This is a genomic window from Fulvitalea axinellae, from assembly GCF_036492835.1.
Lineage (GTDB): Bacteria > Bacteroidota > Bacteroidia > Cytophagales > Cyclobacteriaceae > Fulvitalea > Fulvitalea axinellae.
Window position 1 is genome coordinate 2,164,482 of record NZ_AP025314.1, and the last position, 16,456, is coordinate 2,180,937.

General features: G+C 45.0%; 11 protein-coding genes. 9 read left to right on the forward strand and 2 right to left on the reverse strand.

Translation table 11 applies throughout. From position 1 onward, the window contains the following. Positions 1 to 45 precede the first annotated feature (45 nt). Positions 46 to 327 (forward strand): hypothetical protein, encoded by a 282-nt coding sequence (locus AABK39_RS08555; RefSeq protein ID WP_338394511.1) that lies wholly within the window; start codon positions 46 to 48, stop codon positions 325 to 327. On the opposite strand, the gene AABK39_RS08560 is transcribed toward AABK39_RS08555, so the two are convergent. Beyond that, a complete protein-coding gene (locus AABK39_RS08560; protein ID WP_338394512.1) occupies positions 322 to 1,950 on the reverse strand; it encodes a WYL domain-containing protein in 1,629 nt (542 codons plus the stop codon). The genes AABK39_RS08555 and AABK39_RS08560 overlap by 6 nt on opposite strands. A gap of 989 nt (positions 1,951 to 2,939) precedes the next feature. Here AABK39_RS08560 and AABK39_RS08565 point away from each other — a divergent pair. From AABK39_RS08565 to AABK39_RS08590, 6 genes are all read left to right on the forward strand, one after another. After that, the gene (locus AABK39_RS08565; protein ID WP_338394513.1) at positions 2,940 to 4,241 is read left to right on the forward strand and encodes a slipin family protein; all 1,302 of its coding nucleotides are present in this window, start codon (positions 2,940 to 2,942) and stop codon (positions 4,239 to 4,241) included. A gap of 70 nt (positions 4,242 to 4,311) precedes the next feature. Beyond that, positions 4,312 to 4,950, forward strand: coding sequence for a hypothetical protein (locus AABK39_RS08570; RefSeq protein ID WP_338394514.1), 639 nt, complete (start codon positions 4,312 to 4,314; stop codon positions 4,948 to 4,950). Between the two features lie 34 nt (positions 4,951 to 4,984). Continuing rightward, positions 4,985 to 6,145, forward strand: a complete 1,161-nt coding sequence (locus AABK39_RS08575) for an RtcB family protein (RefSeq protein WP_338394515.1) — start codon at positions 4,985 to 4,987, stop codon at positions 6,143 to 6,145. A 119-nt stretch (positions 6,146 to 6,264) separates the two neighbouring features. Continuing rightward, entirely contained in the window at positions 6,265 to 7,047 is a 783-nt protein-coding gene (locus AABK39_RS08580) for a nucleotidyltransferase domain-containing protein (RefSeq protein ID WP_338394516.1), read from the forward strand. Between the two features lie 22 nt (positions 7,048 to 7,069). Further along, positions 7,070 to 8,131 (forward strand): DNA polymerase beta superfamily protein, encoded by a 1,062-nt coding sequence (locus AABK39_RS08585; RefSeq protein ID WP_338394517.1) that lies wholly within the window; start codon positions 7,070 to 7,072, stop codon positions 8,129 to 8,131. 77 nt (positions 8,132 to 8,208) lie between these two features. Beyond that, positions 8,209 to 12,318 (forward strand): T9SS type A sorting domain-containing protein, encoded by a 4,110-nt coding sequence (locus AABK39_RS08590; protein WP_338394518.1) that lies wholly within the window; start codon positions 8,209 to 8,211, stop codon positions 12,316 to 12,318. 74 nt (positions 12,319 to 12,392) lie between these two features. Here AABK39_RS08590 and AABK39_RS08595 read toward each other — a convergent pair whose 3' ends face one another. After that, complete coding sequence (locus tag AABK39_RS08595; RefSeq protein WP_338394519.1) at positions 12,393 to 13,700, reverse strand: hypothetical protein; 1,308 nt, start codon at positions 13,698 to 13,700, stop codon at positions 12,393 to 12,395. 133 nt (positions 13,701 to 13,833) lie between these two features. Between AABK39_RS08595 and AABK39_RS08600 the strand changes: the two genes are divergently transcribed. Continuing rightward, positions 13,834 to 15,756: a hypothetical protein gene (locus AABK39_RS08600; RefSeq protein ID WP_338394520.1), complete on the forward strand. Its 1,923-nt coding sequence runs from the start codon at positions 13,834 to 13,836 to the stop codon at positions 15,754 to 15,756. 80 nt (positions 15,757 to 15,836) lie between these two features. Then, the gene (locus AABK39_RS08605) at positions 15,837 to 16,439 is read left to right on the forward strand and encodes a short chain dehydrogenase (RefSeq protein ID WP_338394521.1); all 603 of its coding nucleotides are present in this window, start codon (positions 15,837 to 15,839) and stop codon (positions 16,437 to 16,439) included. Positions 16,440 to 16,456 lie beyond the last annotated feature (17 nt).

The window sequence follows — 16,456 nt, forward strand, 5'->3', positions numbered from 1 at the left end:
CGGGAGTTTTGTAAATTGAATTTTTTGTCACAAAACCTGCATTGCATGACACATCCTGCGTTTCTGACTTTTCTGATTTTCTATATCCCGTTCAGTTTATGGGCCAGTTACCGGACTTTTAAAATGGTGACTTTAAGTTCCGTTCAAAAGCGAATCAATTTTGTGTTACTGTGGCTGATTCCTTTTGCGTGGTATTGGGTACTGAAGAATATAGCCGGCGTGAACACCAACAAGGTAATGACCAAAGAGAACCGTAAGCGATTGCAGAATCATGATGACAGCGGTTTTCACGAAAGCGGGGAGGGGATGAAGGGATTCGGTTTATGATTCCGCCAACGCCGGTTTCTCCATTTCAGCCAGAATATCTGCCCGCACCATAAGCAATTCAATCCTCCGGACATTTCGTTTAGGGTCATTATTCCGAAGGCGATACCGGGTTAGGGCTTTTCTACAATGCAAACCGCCTGACCGTACGGTACAGTATACGATTTTTTCATTTTGCAGTGAATTTCGATCGTCCCAATAATGGCTCCGGGGAAGGATATGGAAGGCTCCGTTTTCCTGATGTGCGGAATCCAGATGGATGCTGATAATCACCATATCCTTGATCAATTCTCTCGAAAGGCTTTTCCCGTTCGGAAGGCTATCGAAAAATGTCCAATCCTCCGTTTTGTGCGACGACGCGTAGAAATTTGAGGCAAAAAGCTGAAAAGGGGTGACGGCTCCCTGTTTTACCAAAAGCTGTAACGGAGCCGAAAAGATCAGCGTTTTCAGCGAAGGATATTGCTGAAGAAAAGTTCCGTCCAAAACATCGCCGTGCTGGTCTTTGAGGATTTTACGGAACTGCAGCACCTCGTTTACATCGTAAAATTCGTCTATATAAGCGAAGCCCTTGCGCCAGACACGTTTGAAAGTCTCTTTGGCGACAAAAGGATGCATGTTTTGCCTGTATTGTTCGGACGCTTGCAGGGTCCGTTTGCGGATAGAACGGTAGAGTTTCTGGGGTTTCAAGACCTTCACCGTCTCGCCGAAACTCAAAATCTCTTTTTCCAATTCGAAATTCAACTGCAAATCCATTCCAACGATAACACCGCCCGGTACTTCCCGCACCAAGCGTTGCGAATGATGAATGGGTTTGGTCAAGATATAAGGAGCGTGTTTTTTCATTACGAACAACTCCACGTATTCGACTTTCTGGTTGTAATCGACACTTACGCCCAGGGCGTTCGAAAAATAAGTCGATAAATCCAGGGTGGTGTTGGCGATATACGGTGCGTCGGATTTTTCGATTTTGTGCATACGGTCAAAAGCGAGCAAATATGGGCGCTGGTCTTTTTTCAAAAACCCAAGAGCGAACCAGCGATTGCGGAATTCCTTCAACAACTGCGGATGAAAATCGAAAGTGCTGGCTTCCCGGGCCTTGAACGATTGGTATGTCAGACTAATTGCCTGGCGCTGAAGTATCGCTTCGTATAATGGCTCCAAATGTTCCAACCCCTTCAGGCTGTTGTTCGTTTCGAACTGAATCACCGGCATCTGTTTTTCCATCTTCGACTGCACGCTGTCCTCCAACTTCTGGATCATTCCCGAAAGTTCCTGCACTTGCGTAAAGCCCTTGAACTGTTTGAGAATGTCCACGGCGTCGGATAGCTTTCGCAGATCCTGATCCGTCAAAGGAATATTCGTGATCGAATATTCCGGATCGTCATAAACATAATACTTACGGTCGATCACCTTGATGGGGGCATTATAACCCAGCTTGTCACTGCGCATCATCTGGATATCGAGTTGTACCGTACGCCGGCTTACGCCTTTGTCGATACCCTCATATTCATACAGCGCATCGGAACAGGCCTCAACCAAATCCTCCAACGTCCACTGACGAAAACGGTTTCTCAAACATTGGTCAATGGTTTTGTATCGGATCAGAGCGTTGCGGTTGGCTGGCATTTTTTGGGAGTAAAGTGTAAAGAGTAATGGGTAAAGCGTACAAAGTAATTGCGCATTGAAAAATGAAGAGACGGCTATCGTCACTTTTTCAAAAAAATATCCTGTAAAAAACGGCTCTACAGCCCCTTAGAATACTCTTTACGCTTTACTCTGGACTTTTTACTCACTAAATCTACACATTTTTTTCACTACGCAAAAAGGCTGCGCACCGCTTGCGCACCTTTGTTATGAATCAAGGGCACGCGGTGTTTCGGAATAGCACCAAGGAGCTCCCCGGTAGGTAAGGGCTTTCCTGTTGACTTGGTTCTTTCTTGTCTAACACATTGCAGGTTGAAGGTTCGAATCCTTCCACCGATTACGGTCGGTGTAGTTCAACTGGAAGAACAGCAAATTTGACAACCAATTGTGTACGGAGGTTCGAATCCTCCCTTTGGCTTAGGCCAATGTGGTTCAGGGGTTGAACAGCAATTAGAGATGTGGGTTCGAGTCCCACTTCCCGAAAGGGAATGGTGGAATTGGTAGACACGCCGGATTGAGGTTTCGGATTTTTCTCTTAACTATTTGACAGAACGACGGGAACATTGTCGGCGGAAGGCAAACGGCCTTCGGCAATTCTTGAAAAGTATTCGGGAGGCGGGGAACGCAATAGGAAAGCCCGTCCGCGAAGCGTGGAAAACGGTTACGAAAGGCCGGAAGGTCTCGGGACAAAGTGGACACATAAGTTTCCATTCACCCCGAACATCAACCAGCCCGGGATATCCGGATTACCGACCCTTCGCCGGCGCGCGGAGCCTCTTGCGCAAACGCCCCTCGACTTGGACGGAATGACGGTGTTCTTGATCGTTCTATCTCTTTTGAAATGAAAAAATGGGTATATGGTCTGAGGTATTAAGTATTAGGTAGATAGCTTTCTAAACGCTACACCCAATACTTTAAAACATCATACACAATACCTAAGACCAAATACCTAATACTAAATACCAAATAAAATGAAACGAATCAAAATCAATGAAGGTACAGCGGGAATAGTACTGCATGACGGTGAGGTGAAGGGCCTTTTGAAGGCAGGGAAGTATTGGCTGATGCCGGGGCAGGAGGTAAAGCGCTATGATATGGCCGAAAGGCTGGATCCGCCTGTTTCTGTAAATATTTTGTTGCGAAACAAGGAAGTCGCAAACGCATTGCGAGTGGTGGATGTGAAAGAAGAGCAGGTGGCCCTGCGCTTCGAAGACGGCATGTTCAAAGAGCTTCTGCCGTCGGGCCGTCATTTGTATTGGGATGATTTCGCTAACATAAGTTTTACGCTGTGCGATAAATCGCAGGCTTTCGTCCCTAACAAACCGATCAATACGCTTTTGAAACACAAAGAACTGGCGGAGGCATTGGAAGTGATCGAAGTGAAGGACGGGCACTTGACCTTTCGCTATGAGGAGGGACTCTTTAAGGAAGCGCTTCCGGCCGGCCGTTACCTGTACTGGAAAGGTTTGGTTCGAAATGAATTCGTTACTTATGATATCAAAGATTCCAAGATACCCGACAATATCAATAAACAGGTATTGAACCATGGCTCATTGGATAAGTATGTTCGCTTTTTTGAGATCCAGCCTTATGAAAAAGCGCTCCTCTATATAGACGGTGAGCTTGCGGGAGAATTGGAAAGGGGAACGCATTATTTCTGGATAAACAGCCAGAAGCTTCTGGTACAGAAGATAGATACACGCGTCCAGACTTTGGAAGTATCGGGACAAGAGATGTTGACGCAGGACAAAGTGAACCTGCGCCTGAATTTTTCCGCCCAATACCGGGTGCATGACATCCACTTGGCCAGGGTACAGACCAAAGACTACGAGGCGCAGCTTTATCAACTCTTTCAGCTGGCCCTGCGCGAGTACGTCGGTACGCTTCCATTGGACGAATTGTTAGCCAAGAAAGAATCGGTTGCGTCTTATGTGAAAGCGTACCTGGCCGAAAAGACCAAGGCTTTGGGCCTGACTGTGCTCGACTGCGGCCTGCGGGATTTGATTTTGCCAGGCGAGATCAAAGAGATCATGAACCAAGTGTTGGTGGCGCAGAAAAAAGCGCAAGCCAATATCATCACAAGGCGCGAAGAGACGGCTTCGACCAGAAGCCTGCTCAATACCGCCAAACTGATGGAAGACAATCCGATGCTATTCAAGCTGAAGGAAATGGAATACGTCGAGAAAATTTCGGAGAAAATCAGCGAGATTTCCCTTTCCAACGGCGGGCAGGTGATTGATCAGTTGAAGGGGATGTTTGGGGTGGGGAAATGAGTGTTAATAATTACATTAAGGCTTACTAATCTGTGAGATAGTGTTTGACACAATGTATAAATGATACCTAATGAAACGGCCAATAGACATAACTCTTAGGGATAAAGTATTCTCTTTAATAACCGAGGAAATCCAATTGGGAGAATTTGAACAATGGCTGAACTCGCAAACGAATTATTTCAACCTGATTGATAATGACCTTTTCTATTTTGAGATATACAATTTTAATTATCATGGCGAACATTCGCGTCATGAATTTATAAAATTGATTATTACCCTTTTGGGTGGAGATGAATTCGAATTACAATGTGTAAAAGCATATTTGAAAAGAATCATTCTTGAGCCTAAGTCTCATGATGATGTTTTGTATAAGCTCCTACATTGGGAAGGGGCTTTCGAAGACGAACTTGTGAGAGTCGGGGCGTTCTTTTATGATAGCTTTGAGCATATTCCGGACTATTGTCACGATGTTTGGGAAGTAAAATATCAAGCCGAAGTTTGTGAACACTCAAAGAGGTTGTTATCTGATTTGCTTCTACAAGAGTTTCTCATATGCGACTTTACTTTATCAGATTATAATCCAGAATATGGGGAACAACTTGATCAGGATAAAGATACAGGCGATGAAATTAAAGCTCAGTATGAAGAGGAAAACAGTGTAGATATTAGCCCTTTTGAGAGTCTGTTGAGAAAAGTCCTTGGAAGATGAGTGCGACATTAAATGAAATGTGATTTTTTGAAAAATGAAACAAGTAATAGGAACAGAAAGAAAGCCAATCAAACTATGGCTTGACGATATAGAAGAAGGCGCTTTGGACCAAGCCAAGAACTTGGCGAACCTGCCCTTCGCGTTCAAACATATTCCCATCATGCCCGATAGCCATCAAGGCTATGGAATGCCGATCGGGTCGATTTTGGCCACAAAAGACGTGGTCGTTCCCAATGCCGTGGGCGTCGATGTCGGATGCGGAATGTGCGCTATGCCAACCGGTCTGGAGCATATCGAAACCGAAGATTTGAAAAAAATCATGGCGGGTATCCGGGCGCGTATTCCTTTGGGAATGAAGTGGCATGATGAGAGACAGGACGAAAGTTTGATGCCCGAAGGCGCCGAGGAATTGGATATTGTAGGCCGAGGCTATGTAAAAGCCTGCAAGCAAGTCGGTACTTTGGGCGGAGGTAACCATTTTATCGAAATCCAGAAAGGCGATGACGGGAAAATCTGGATTATGATTCATTCCGGTAGCCGAAACTTAGGGGCTAAAGTGGCCGCGCATTACAATCATCTGGCGAAACGCTTGAACGAGCGTTACTTCTCATCCGTCGAAAGAAAAGTCGACTTGGCCTTTCTGCCGATCGAAACGCCGGAAGCCAATGCGTATATAAAGGAAATGGATTACTGCATAGCCTTCGCTTTGGCGAACCGTAAACTGATGATTCAACGTGTAGCCGAGGCGATGAAAGAAGTGGTGGGCGAGTTCGAAACGGGTGAGATCATCAATAAATCGCACAACTTCGCCGCTTGGGAAAACCATTTCGGAGAAAACGTGCTGGTACACCGCAAAGGAGCCACGCCTGCCTTCGAAGGCGAATTGGGTATGATTCCCGGATCTCAGGGAAGCCATTCCTACATCGTGCGCGGTTTGGGCAACCCGGAAAGTTTCAAATCTTGCTCACATGGCGCCGGACGTAAACTCGGTCGTAAGCAGGCTATTCGTTCTTTGGATCTAGAAGCCGAAAAGTCCAAACTGGACGCTTTAGGCGTACTGCACGCCGTCCGAAACAAAAGCGATCTGGATGAATCGGTAAGCGCCTACAAGGACATCGAAACGGTAATGCAAAACCAAACCGACCTTGCCGAGATTGTCGTGCGACTATCGCCTCTGGCCGTGGTGAAAGGATGATTCGGAAAACGTAAAGAATAGGGGCTTTACGTTTTCTCACTCGCCTTCCTCCGTCCATGATTTTACATTTATTGCTTATACTTTATTGATGCTTTTCCCCTTATTTTTTCCATAAGAAAATGGACACTCAAAGAATAATGGATCACGTCCGCCGTATCGAAAAAGAAAACGGCGTGAAAGCTCTATGGGTTTGCGAAACAGGATCGAGGGCTTGGGGCTTTCCCTCGCCGGACAGCGATTATGATGTTCGGATGATCTACACGCGTCCAAAGAACGACTATCTGACCGTTTGGGAATCGAAAGATACGATCGAATATATGTCCGATGACAGGGAACTGGATATTTCCGGTTGGGATTTGCGTAAGGCCATGGGCTTGCTGTGGAAATCAAACGCATCTATGTTCGAGCGTCTTTCCTCAACAGTTATATACGATTGGGCTGATTCTGAAATCATAGATGCTTTAAACAATCTGTCACAGCAATATTTCTCACCGAAAGCCGCTTTGCACCATTATTTAAATATGGGTATAAAAGCTTTTGCGAACGTTCAGGGTAAAAAGTATCGCCTAAAGCGACTCTTCTATGCTTTGCGAGCGGCGCTTTGTTGCCGATGGATTCTGGAGTACCAAACAGCACCACCTATGCGTATCCAAGCTTTGCTGGATATATTGGATATTAATGCGGATTTGAAAGAAAGAATCCTTTCTTTGATCGAGCTTAAAAGCGGCAAAGGAGAGGCTTATGAGCATCAAGGCGAAAGGGAAGTCTTTACATTTATCGATTCGACTTTTGAATACACAAAAGCCTCTGAAAAAAGAATTCCCGCTAATAAAGGTGATGTGAAGGCTCTTAATCAGTTCTTTCAAGATACGCTAAACCGTTTGGAAGGACGATCGCTTTGATCAATACTAAAATACGACTCTAATGACTATCGATGAATTGAAACACTCGGGCTGGATCATGTTCGAATGCATAAGCGGAAGTAAAGCCTATGGACTGGATGTACCCGGGTCCGATACGGATATCAAAGGCGTTTTCGTTTTGCCCCAAGACCGGATTTATGGTCTGGATTATATTGCACAGATCAGTAACCAGAGCAACGATATCGTCTATTATGAATTGGGTCGTTTCATAGAGCTTTTGATCAAGAACAATCCGAATATCCTGGAGATGCTGGCCGTTTCCGACGAAGACATTTTGTATAAAGATCCGTTATGGGACAAAATTCGGAATGCGCCAGTGCTTTCGAAATTATGCAAAAACACCTTCGCCGGTTATGCCTTTACGCAAATCAAAAAAGCGAAAGGGCTCAATAAGAAAATATTCAACCCGATCGATCGTAAACGTAAAACGGTAACGGACTTTTGCTACATACTGCAAGGCAAAGGCTCCGTGCCGTTTAACACATGGTTAACTGAAACCGGAACGTCAGCGGAGTCGTGTGGCCTAGCGAAAATTCCGCATATCAAAGGCGTTTACGGCTTATACAAAGACATTCAGACTCCTTATGGCGGTATAGTACGCGATTCGGAATGCGGAGATGTGCGCCTTTCTTCCATTCCGGAAGGTTGTGTGCCCGAAGCGTTTCTTTTCTTCAACAAAGAGGCCTACGCGGCGCATTGCAAAGAATATAAAGCCTACTGGGATTGGGTGGAAAAGCGCAATCCCGCCCGTTTTGAAAACACTTTGGCCCACGGCAAAAACTACGATGCCAAGAATATGATGCACACATTCCGCCTGTTGCGGATGGCGGAGGAAATTCTATCCGAAGGCAAAATCATAGTTAAGCGACCTGACAGGGAATTTCTGTTACGGGTTCGTAACGGTGAATTTGAATATGAGGACTTGATCAAAATGGCGGAGGAGGCTGTGGAGAAGATTAGTGAGTTAGAGAAGGTGAGCGATTTGCCTGATGTTCCAGATAAGGAAAATTTAATCAATTTGTTATTAAGAGTGAGGAAAGAGTGGTATAAAAGATATGATTAATTTATAGTTGAACTACTAGTGAAACTACTTACATTTGTCAAGAAGTAGTGTGAAATTATAAAATTATCATTTTTATCATGAGTAATTCAGTTTATCGTTTTCTACTTTTTACGTTAGCGTTTCTTCTTTATTCAACATATACATGGGCGCAGACAGTGGTTTCAGGTGTGATTTCTGAAGATACTGAGTGGACCTTGGAGGGGTCGCCTTATATTATTTCTGGGAAGGTTGGGGTGATGAGTGGTGTGAGGCTAAAAATAAACCCAGGTGTTTCAGTGGTTGCAGAGTATGAGCGTAAGCCAAATATGGATGGGTGCATTTTGTTGGTTAAGGGGGTAATTGTTGCTCAAGGACAAGTAGGTGAGGAGGTTGATTTTGATGCATTAGAAATCCACTTCAGAGAAGCGAACCTAGACGAATCAAAAATGTCACATATCTCGGTGCCAAATGGTGGAGGAATACAACTCGGAGACTTACTGCGTTCGGATGGAAACCAAAGTGGTGAAAATAATGGAACTTTATTGATAAATCACTCTAGTTTTGGAAAAAGTAGTTTTGTAAGAACTAGTGGGTATAAGACGACAGCAAAGTTGATCTTAGATCATTGCAAGCTCAATGATTCTGACGTAATAGGTATGTCTCCGACTGGAGAGCATATTTTTTTGGAGAATTGTGTTGTTAATAATACTCGGGTAGGGTCATATTCAAGTAATATGAAATTGCTTTTGAAGAATACTCAATTTGATAATACAATTTTTGATTTAGGTAATTTGAAATTTGACGATTGTGTTGTTAAAACATCTCTAATAAGGTCATCAGATACCAATGCGTTAAGTATTTACAACTCGAAATTTGTAAAAACTAAATTTAATATTGGTAGAACTAAACTTATTATTAAAGGGTCAAGTGTAATGGCTGAAGGTACGACATTGAGGGTGGAGACTGCTCAGCTTGAAGATAATACTTTTAGGTTTAAGTCTGATAAGCCACTTTTTGAGTTGTGGACTAGAACCAATACGACAAAATCAGTAATTACTCGGAATACTTTCTATACAAAAACAGGCGTATTTTCGGTCAGAGGAATTGTTCCAGCATCGGTGATAACTCAAAATAATTTTTTTAACAAAAGTGGATATGTTTTATACAACCACTCCAGTTACAATTTAACGGCAATTGAAAATTATTGGGGTAGCTCTGAAGAAGAAATTAAGCTGAATATTTTTGATTTTTATGATGATATAGATAGAGGGGAGGTTGACTATTCTAATTTTAAGATTACTCCGTTGACGAATGTTGCTTTACACAGTTCAGTGTCAAAGCCATTGAATGTGATTAAGGGGCTCACAATAGACGGAACGAAGGTTTCGTGGTCTTGGGAAGGAAAAATGTCTGATTTAGCTGGGTTCCGAATATATAAAGGAGATGATAAAGTAAAAATAAAAGAAGTTTCAAGTAATGGCCGAAATTGTATTTTACCAGATGTAGGTCTTGGTGAAAAGATTTATATAACAGCCATCAATCACGATGCGGACGGAGTAGACGATTTATTCGATGACGACGAAAGTGTTTTTTCAGAAGAGGCCAAATTATTTGTTAATCCCGTTGTTCAAAAGCCCCAGACAGCTTGTGATGATAAGTTGATTTTGGTAACCTATAAGGAGACAACGAAAGTTGAAGTTGCCCAAGATATTAAAATTCAGTTGTCTGATGCCTCAGGGGATTTTAGTCACCCGACAGCTTTGCGATATAGTGAAATTGAAGGACGTCGTTTTACTTATAATATTCCTCAAGGTCTATCTCCAGAGGGAAGTTACCGTTTCAGGTTGTATTCTGAATTATATGAGATGTTTTCAGAAGCAACAGATCTACTAATACCAGTAAAGCCGACAGCGAATTTTTTAGTGAAAAAAAGCGGAAATGTATATGAGCAAATTGTAGTTAAATTTCAGGGGGAAGCTCGGCGAGAGGCTGTGTTTAATTGGGATTTAAATGGGGGCGAAGTTGTATCGCAAAAAGCAGGAGGTGAATATGTGGTTCAATGGCAACAGGAAGGCGAAAAGAAAATCACATTGACTATTGATGATAATGGTTGTTTATCGGATCCTGTAAGCCACACGATATTGGTTGTTGAAAAGCCTGTTCCTGAGAAAGAAGATTTGCCAACAATCACTCAAAACTGTTTAGTTGAGTCGTTAGAAGCCCCAAAAGCGATAAGTTCTACATTTGGTGAAATTAAAGGTACAACGACGACCTCGTTTCCAATTAGGAAAGCGAACGAAGATCTTGTTGTTGTATGGACTTATGATGATGAGCATGGGGCGCTCGTTGCTCAAGAACAAATAGTTAGAGTTGTCGATACTTCAATGCCGGTTTTAGAGGTTGATGAATTACCCGTTATTGTATCTGAGTGTGAATTAGTGGAATTACAGGCTCCTAAAGCTATTGATAACTGTAAGGGTGAGATTGAAGCGACTACTAATACCGTTTTTCCAATCAGTAAGATAGGGGATACGGAAATTACATGGACTTTTGATGATGGAAACGGAAATATTGTTCATCAAAAGCAAATTGTTCGGATAGAGGATAACAAGGCGCCTGTTCCCGTTGTGCAGACTTTGCCTACTTTTTTTGCTGATTGTTCTGCTATTTCTCCGGAAGCTCCAAAAGCAATTGATGAATGCCAAGGTGAAATCTTGGGGGTTCCGGATGTTACATTTCCGATTACAACTCCAGGGGAAGTGCTGATTACATGGTACTATACAGATTCTAATAATTATCAGAGCAAACAAACACAGTTGTTGGTTCTAAAGCAGGACTTAACGGGCCCTATTCCTAATATTGAGAACCTGCCAACAGTAGAAAGCCAATGCGAGGTTACGAAATTGGATTATCCTAAAGCTATGGATAATTGTTCTGGAGAAATACAAGGCACAACAACCGTTGAATTTCCTATAACCAAGCAAGGCGATACGGAAGTGATCTGGCAATTTGAGGACGAAAACGGCAATGTAAGCGAGCAAACCCAGATCGTTCGAATAACGGATACGGAGTCACCCGAGCCATTGTTGCCGACATTACCTTTAATGGAAAGCCAATGTGAGATTACGAAATTGGATTCTCCTAAAGCTACGGATAACTGTTCTGGAGAGGTACTAGGCACAACAACCGTTGAATTCCCGATCACCAAGCAAGGCGATACGAAAGTGATCTGGCGATTCGAGGATGAAAACGGTAATGTAAGCGAGCAAACCCAGATCGTTCGAATAACAGATACTGAGTCACCCGAGCCATTGTTAGCGACATTACCTTTAATAGAAAGCCAATGCGAGGTTACGAAATTGGATTATCCTAAAGCTATGGATAATTGTTCAGGAGAGGTACAAGGGACAACAACCGTTGAATTCCCGATCACCAAGCAAGGCGATACGGAAGTGATCTGGCGTTTTGAGGACGAAAACGGCAATGTAAGCGAGCAAACCCAGATAGTTCGAATTACAGATACAGAAAACCCTGCTCCTTCAGAAATCGAGCTTCCTACTATAGAGCGTTGGTGTGCTATTGAGAGCTTGCCAGCGCCTACCGCAGATGATAATTGCGCTGGTGTAATAATTGCGAAGACGGAAACGGAATTCCCGGTTTCGGAAATCGGTGAGACTAAGGTTGTCTGGTCTTTCGATGACGGAAACGGTCATGTTGTTACTCAGGAACAAATTGTCCGGATTCATCAAATTGATAAGCAAATTGATTTGCAGGGTGAGCAATTGGTTGCCCGCGAGCTTGATGCGGAGTACCAATGGATGAATCTCACGAAAGGCTTATCTGTCAAAAATGAAACGAATAGGTTGTTTACTTTTACGGAAGAAGGCGAATACGCTGTTACGATCATTAAGGAAGGCTGTGAGGTACAGTCCGATTCCAAAACGGTTAGAATTTTGGGCCTTGAAAATGAGATGAAGGACGAGGTTGCCTTTGCGCCAAACCCTTCGGATGGTGTAGTGGATATTAAGTCGTCGACTGTAATTCTTAATGTGCGTCTTTTGGACTTGAATGGGAATGTGGTTTTGGAAAGGAGCGGAAGTGGAAAGAGCTTGAAATTGAATGCGAAAACAAGATGTTCCGCTGGAATCTACGTTTTGGAGGTTCGCACGCAAGAAGGGACAGTGAGAGAGCGTATCGCCTTCAGATAGGTCTATTAGTTTTTCTTATACAAAAGGCTTCTTTTTAGCGGGAAGCCTTTTGTTATTTTTAGGGAAATAGGTGGTTACGGTAAACCGTTATTTTCATTGAAAAACAAATCCCTCGCCTCATTAACCCCGCGGACCCACACAAATATTTCACGGGCAAATTCGGGCCATTTCCGATAAGGTAACTCTTGGCATAATCGACGGAATTCCAGAATAGGGGTCTGTTCTTTTGTTTTGGGATCTTCGTCGGTTTTCGGGCCGAGGTTGGCGAAGTACAGTTCCGGTTTGGCTTCGGGAAAGGGGCAGTCTTCTTTGTTTAAAAGATCCTTTCCTTTCGGGATATTCCGGAGCCAAAGCGCCCGGGTTATTCGGTTGAGGTTGTGACGCCGTTCTTTGAAAAGTTCGTCTTCCAGATGTATGCCTTGTGTGAAAAGCGGCGCCCTGACCGGGCCGATTCTCAAAGCTCCGAACAGTTCGTATACTAGCGCTACCCATTCCGATTCGTCGGCGTACTTTTCTTTTTCTTCGGGCGGAATCAGCTCGAATATCCGCGCGAAGCTGGTGCGGGGTGTTATGGGAAACATGGTTTTCGGGTAAGAGGCGCAAGGGTCGTTGCCTAGCGCCAAATATTGGCCGATTAAGCAGAGTAAGCCCTGTAGTTTTTCGGAATGCCCGTAGCGTTGAGCCATATCATTTACTATTCGGATTATTTTCCCGAAATCGTCGGCTTCGTGTTTTAGCCCGGTTTTGAAGTCTAAGTCCCGCTCCCAATCGATAAGGTACTTTCTTCCGGGATCCCTTTTTTTGCTTAGGGCCGGGGCTTCGGCTCGTGGCGTGCCCAGGTCGTCGAATATTTTGGGTAACGCGCCGAGTCGGATGCCGGCTGTGAACTGGAAATTGCCTTGCTCTACGTGTTCCGACCTTATGATGACTTTGCGCATTTCGTCTGGAATTTCGCCGAAAGGCCGTAAACATGTTTCCAACGAAAATCCCGCTGATGACACCGATTCGCTAAGCGTTCTCATTATTCTGACGATTTCACCGAAGGTCCGGTCCATTTGGGCTTGGCCGGCGTCGGTTTCTTCAAAAGGGTCGGTTACGAATTCCAGATAGGGCACCCGGCTTGGGAAGCCCAGGTCGGTTTGCAATTCGAAGCCTTGGCCTTTGAGCAGTACGTCGTATTTCCGGATAGGCTTTGTGAAGGCGGGGCGGAAGACGGGTTCTTTGCTGGCGTCGAATTCCCGAGCTTGTTCCGGGTTTCGGAAAACTTCGCATTCCACTTCCACTTCAAAGCCCACTTTGCGTTGGATAACGGGCGGTGTCCGTGAAGAGGATTTGGATTCCTCTGTCGTATTTTTTCGCTTCGAAATTTGACGCACGAACATAGGACTCAGTTACCCAAAAATGATACTAAGTGCGTGTCACGCTTCTATTGAATAGTGATATAGATCGCTTTTGCGGTTTTCCGCAACTCTTAGGCCTCTAGTTTGTCTTTTCTAACAGTAGGGAAAAGAACTCATGTTTACTGGCCGTACGCAAGAAGACAAAGCAAGGGCCTCTGCCGGCAAAGGGGGAGTGGCGAAAAATATTCCGCAAGGGCATATACCGCATTATCGTCCGGCTAGGGTGAAGCACGATACGGCGGGGCATATGGAATCGGGCAGGGCGTTTCCGGTGAGCGTTTCGGGAAGGAGGCGTTTGCGCCGAGGGCAGTTGGTGGTGGTGGATACCGATGGCGCTCACGTAAGTTGGAATACTGGTGAGGAGGGGTTTTCCGAATCGAAATACCCGGCTATAGCTTCCAATATTTCCCAAGGGCTTTACCTCTCGGAGGGTTCCGTGACTTTATTGGAGGACGGTCCCGCTTTCAGGTCTATGATTCGGCTTATGGGCCGTCTTTTTGAAAATAGAAAATCGGTAACGGAATCTTATAATAGAAGGTGGTTTCAGCGATTAAAGCATGTTTGTCCGGAAGAGGGAAAACAGGATATTCCCGAAGACTATGATATAAAGGCCCAAAATGATGTGGCCAGAGCGTTGGCCCAAATTATCGGGGAAAGACCGCCGGGCACCACCACCACACTCCGAAAGCAAGGGGAATCGGCCGGTTCGTTTGGTGACAGTGATGTTGGCCAGTCAGAGCGTTTATCTCTTCTCAAACAATGTGAAACGGAACTAGGGGCCAGAGTTCCGCACAGGGAAAGGTACGGGCGGGCGGACGCAAAGGAATTGGTTGACAAAGGACGAGCCTCAACGGCGCCGTTGGCTCCGCTTACACGCCCAAGGCTTTTCGAATTCCATATAAACGTTTGGCCGGATTATGCGCCGGCTTTGGTTCGGGCGCTTTTGCCTTTGGTCGATACTCCTTATTCCGAAGATTGGGCGTTGGCCAGATGGATTCGGATTAACCCTGTGGAGGGAATCGGGGGCGAGTTGAGTAATATTAGGGTTGGCGTTGGAGATGAGCGGTCTTTCGGCAAAGTTTCCAAAACGCTTTTGGCCATAGGGCAGGAGCATCCGGAATATTTTAGGGAAGGGGAACCGCCAATGACCGAAACGCTTTTTCCGGGCGTGGCTTGGTGCGAAAATCCTTTCGTCTATAGCGTTTGGGATATGGGCGATGATCTGCGTAGAAGCGTTGACCGTTTTGGAGAACGGGCGGGCCAATTGCTGAAGCAGAGACAAAACCGGGGCGCGTGGACGAAGTTTTGGGAGGAATCTTGGATCGAAGGAGCGATCAATAGTTTTGGAGACGGTGTGGAGAAATTTAAATCCCAAAAAGCGAGGAAAGAACACGATTCGGATTACGATTATATTCAGGCTCTGCTCAGTCTGGATTTGCAAGTCAAACAACAAAAAGGAAAAGGCCTCTCCGATAACGTAAACGGTTGGTTAAGGCATTATTTGCGTTTCGTAAGCAGGCCTACCGGTGATGTGCCTATGCCTTTTTTACTGAACCGTTGCAATCTGCTCAAGGAAGCGTTAACGCAACAGCCTAGAGATTTCGCCGGGTATATTTCGGCGTGTATGGCTCGGTTTGAAAAGGAAGGACTGGATTTTTCGCAACCGCATATGAGCTTGCCCGTTCCCGCTTTTCAGGACGAAGGGGCGTATTTGATGGAAGGTCTGGAAGCGATGAGCATTACGGAGGCGTCTCAAGATGAATGGGAAGAGGAGTTTGTGGATAAGAAAACGGCCAAGAGCGCCGAAGTGCCATTGTTTAAGCCGTCGGGAGTATTGGCGAAAGCGTTGGGGCGTTTTCAGCAATCCAGCGCGGAGACGGGCGAAGCGGATGTTCCGCACTTTTCGCTTTCGCAACGCATTGTCAGAACCTTGGATCACACCCAAGGGCAATCGGGGTCGGGCAATCTTGACTTTTTGAATAAAGAACACCTTTACGCAACATCCGCGGAGAAGCCCAAAAAAGAGACGAAATCGTAAACGGAAACAAACAGAGGCAATTCTATTTTGTGAAAATGTAGGAGCCCTGAGGCTTTTGGAGAAACAGAAAACCTGAATATATGAAAACGCTGATAGTTGTCGGATCCACGGGAGTGATAGGGAAAGAAATCGTAAAATTGCTTCGTTCCGATTACAACATCATTGAGATTAATCGCCATAGCGGAGATTATCAATTGGATATTCAAAATGCGGAAGCCGTGGAGGAAGCGTTTAGGAAGATCGGAAGCTTCGACGCGCTGATTTCCGCCGGCGGATACGGCAAGTGGGGAAGTTTGGAAGAGCATAGTCTTCAGGATTTCCACGACGGGCTGAACAGCAAACTGATGGGACAGGTGAATTTGTTTATGATCGGGCGGAAATACGCTCGGCCCGACGCCGTGTTTCTGTTGACTACGGGTGTTTTGGCGCATAGGCATAGGGTGGGCAGTTTATCGTTGGGAATGATAAACATGGCGCTTGAGTATTTTGCGCAAGGCGTCGCTTTGGAACTTACGGGTGATATTAAGATCAATATCGTAAGCCCTGAATTTACCACCGAGACATTGGCTCAAATGGGCGAGGACACTTCAACAGGTATTCCCGCTCGGGAAGCCGCTTTGCTTTACAAAAGGGCTTTGGAAGAAGGGAAGACGGGTGAGATATATAAGGGTTGGAAGGAATGAGGATTTGTGAAGGAAGT

Excerpts from the sequence above, each read along its gene's own strand:
- AABK39_RS08555 (WP_338394511.1), top strand. The coding sequence starts at position 46 with ATGACACATCCTGCGTTTCTGACTTTTCTGATTTTCTATATCCCGTTC.
- AABK39_RS08560 (WP_338394512.1), bottom strand. The coding sequence starts at position 1,950 with ATGCCAGCCAACCGCAACGCTCTGATCCGATACAAAACCATTGACCAA.
- AABK39_RS08565 (WP_338394513.1), top strand. The coding sequence starts at position 2,940 with ATGAAACGAATCAAAATCAATGAAGGTACAGCGGGAATAGTACTGCAT.
- AABK39_RS08570 (WP_338394514.1), top strand. The coding sequence starts at position 4,312 with ATGAAACGGCCAATAGACATAACTCTTAGGGATAAAGTATTCTCTTTA.
- AABK39_RS08575 (WP_338394515.1), top strand. The coding sequence starts at position 4,985 with ATGAAACAAGTAATAGGAACAGAAAGAAAGCCAATCAAACTATGGCTT.
- AABK39_RS08580 (WP_338394516.1), top strand. The coding sequence starts at position 6,265 with ATGGACACTCAAAGAATAATGGATCACGTCCGCCGTATCGAAAAAGAA.
- AABK39_RS08585 (WP_338394517.1), top strand. The coding sequence starts at position 7,070 with ATGACTATCGATGAATTGAAACACTCGGGCTGGATCATGTTCGAATGC.
- AABK39_RS08590 (WP_338394518.1), top strand. The coding sequence starts at position 8,209 with ATGAGTAATTCAGTTTATCGTTTTCTACTTTTTACGTTAGCGTTTCTT.
- AABK39_RS08595 (WP_338394519.1), bottom strand. The coding sequence starts at position 13,700 with ATGTTCGTGCGTCAAATTTCGAAGCGAAAAAATACGACAGAGGAATCC.
- AABK39_RS08600 (WP_338394520.1), top strand. The coding sequence starts at position 13,834 with ATGTTTACTGGCCGTACGCAAGAAGACAAAGCAAGGGCCTCTGCCGGC.
- AABK39_RS08605 (WP_338394521.1), top strand. The coding sequence starts at position 15,837 with ATGAAAACGCTGATAGTTGTCGGATCCACGGGAGTGATAGGGAAAGAA.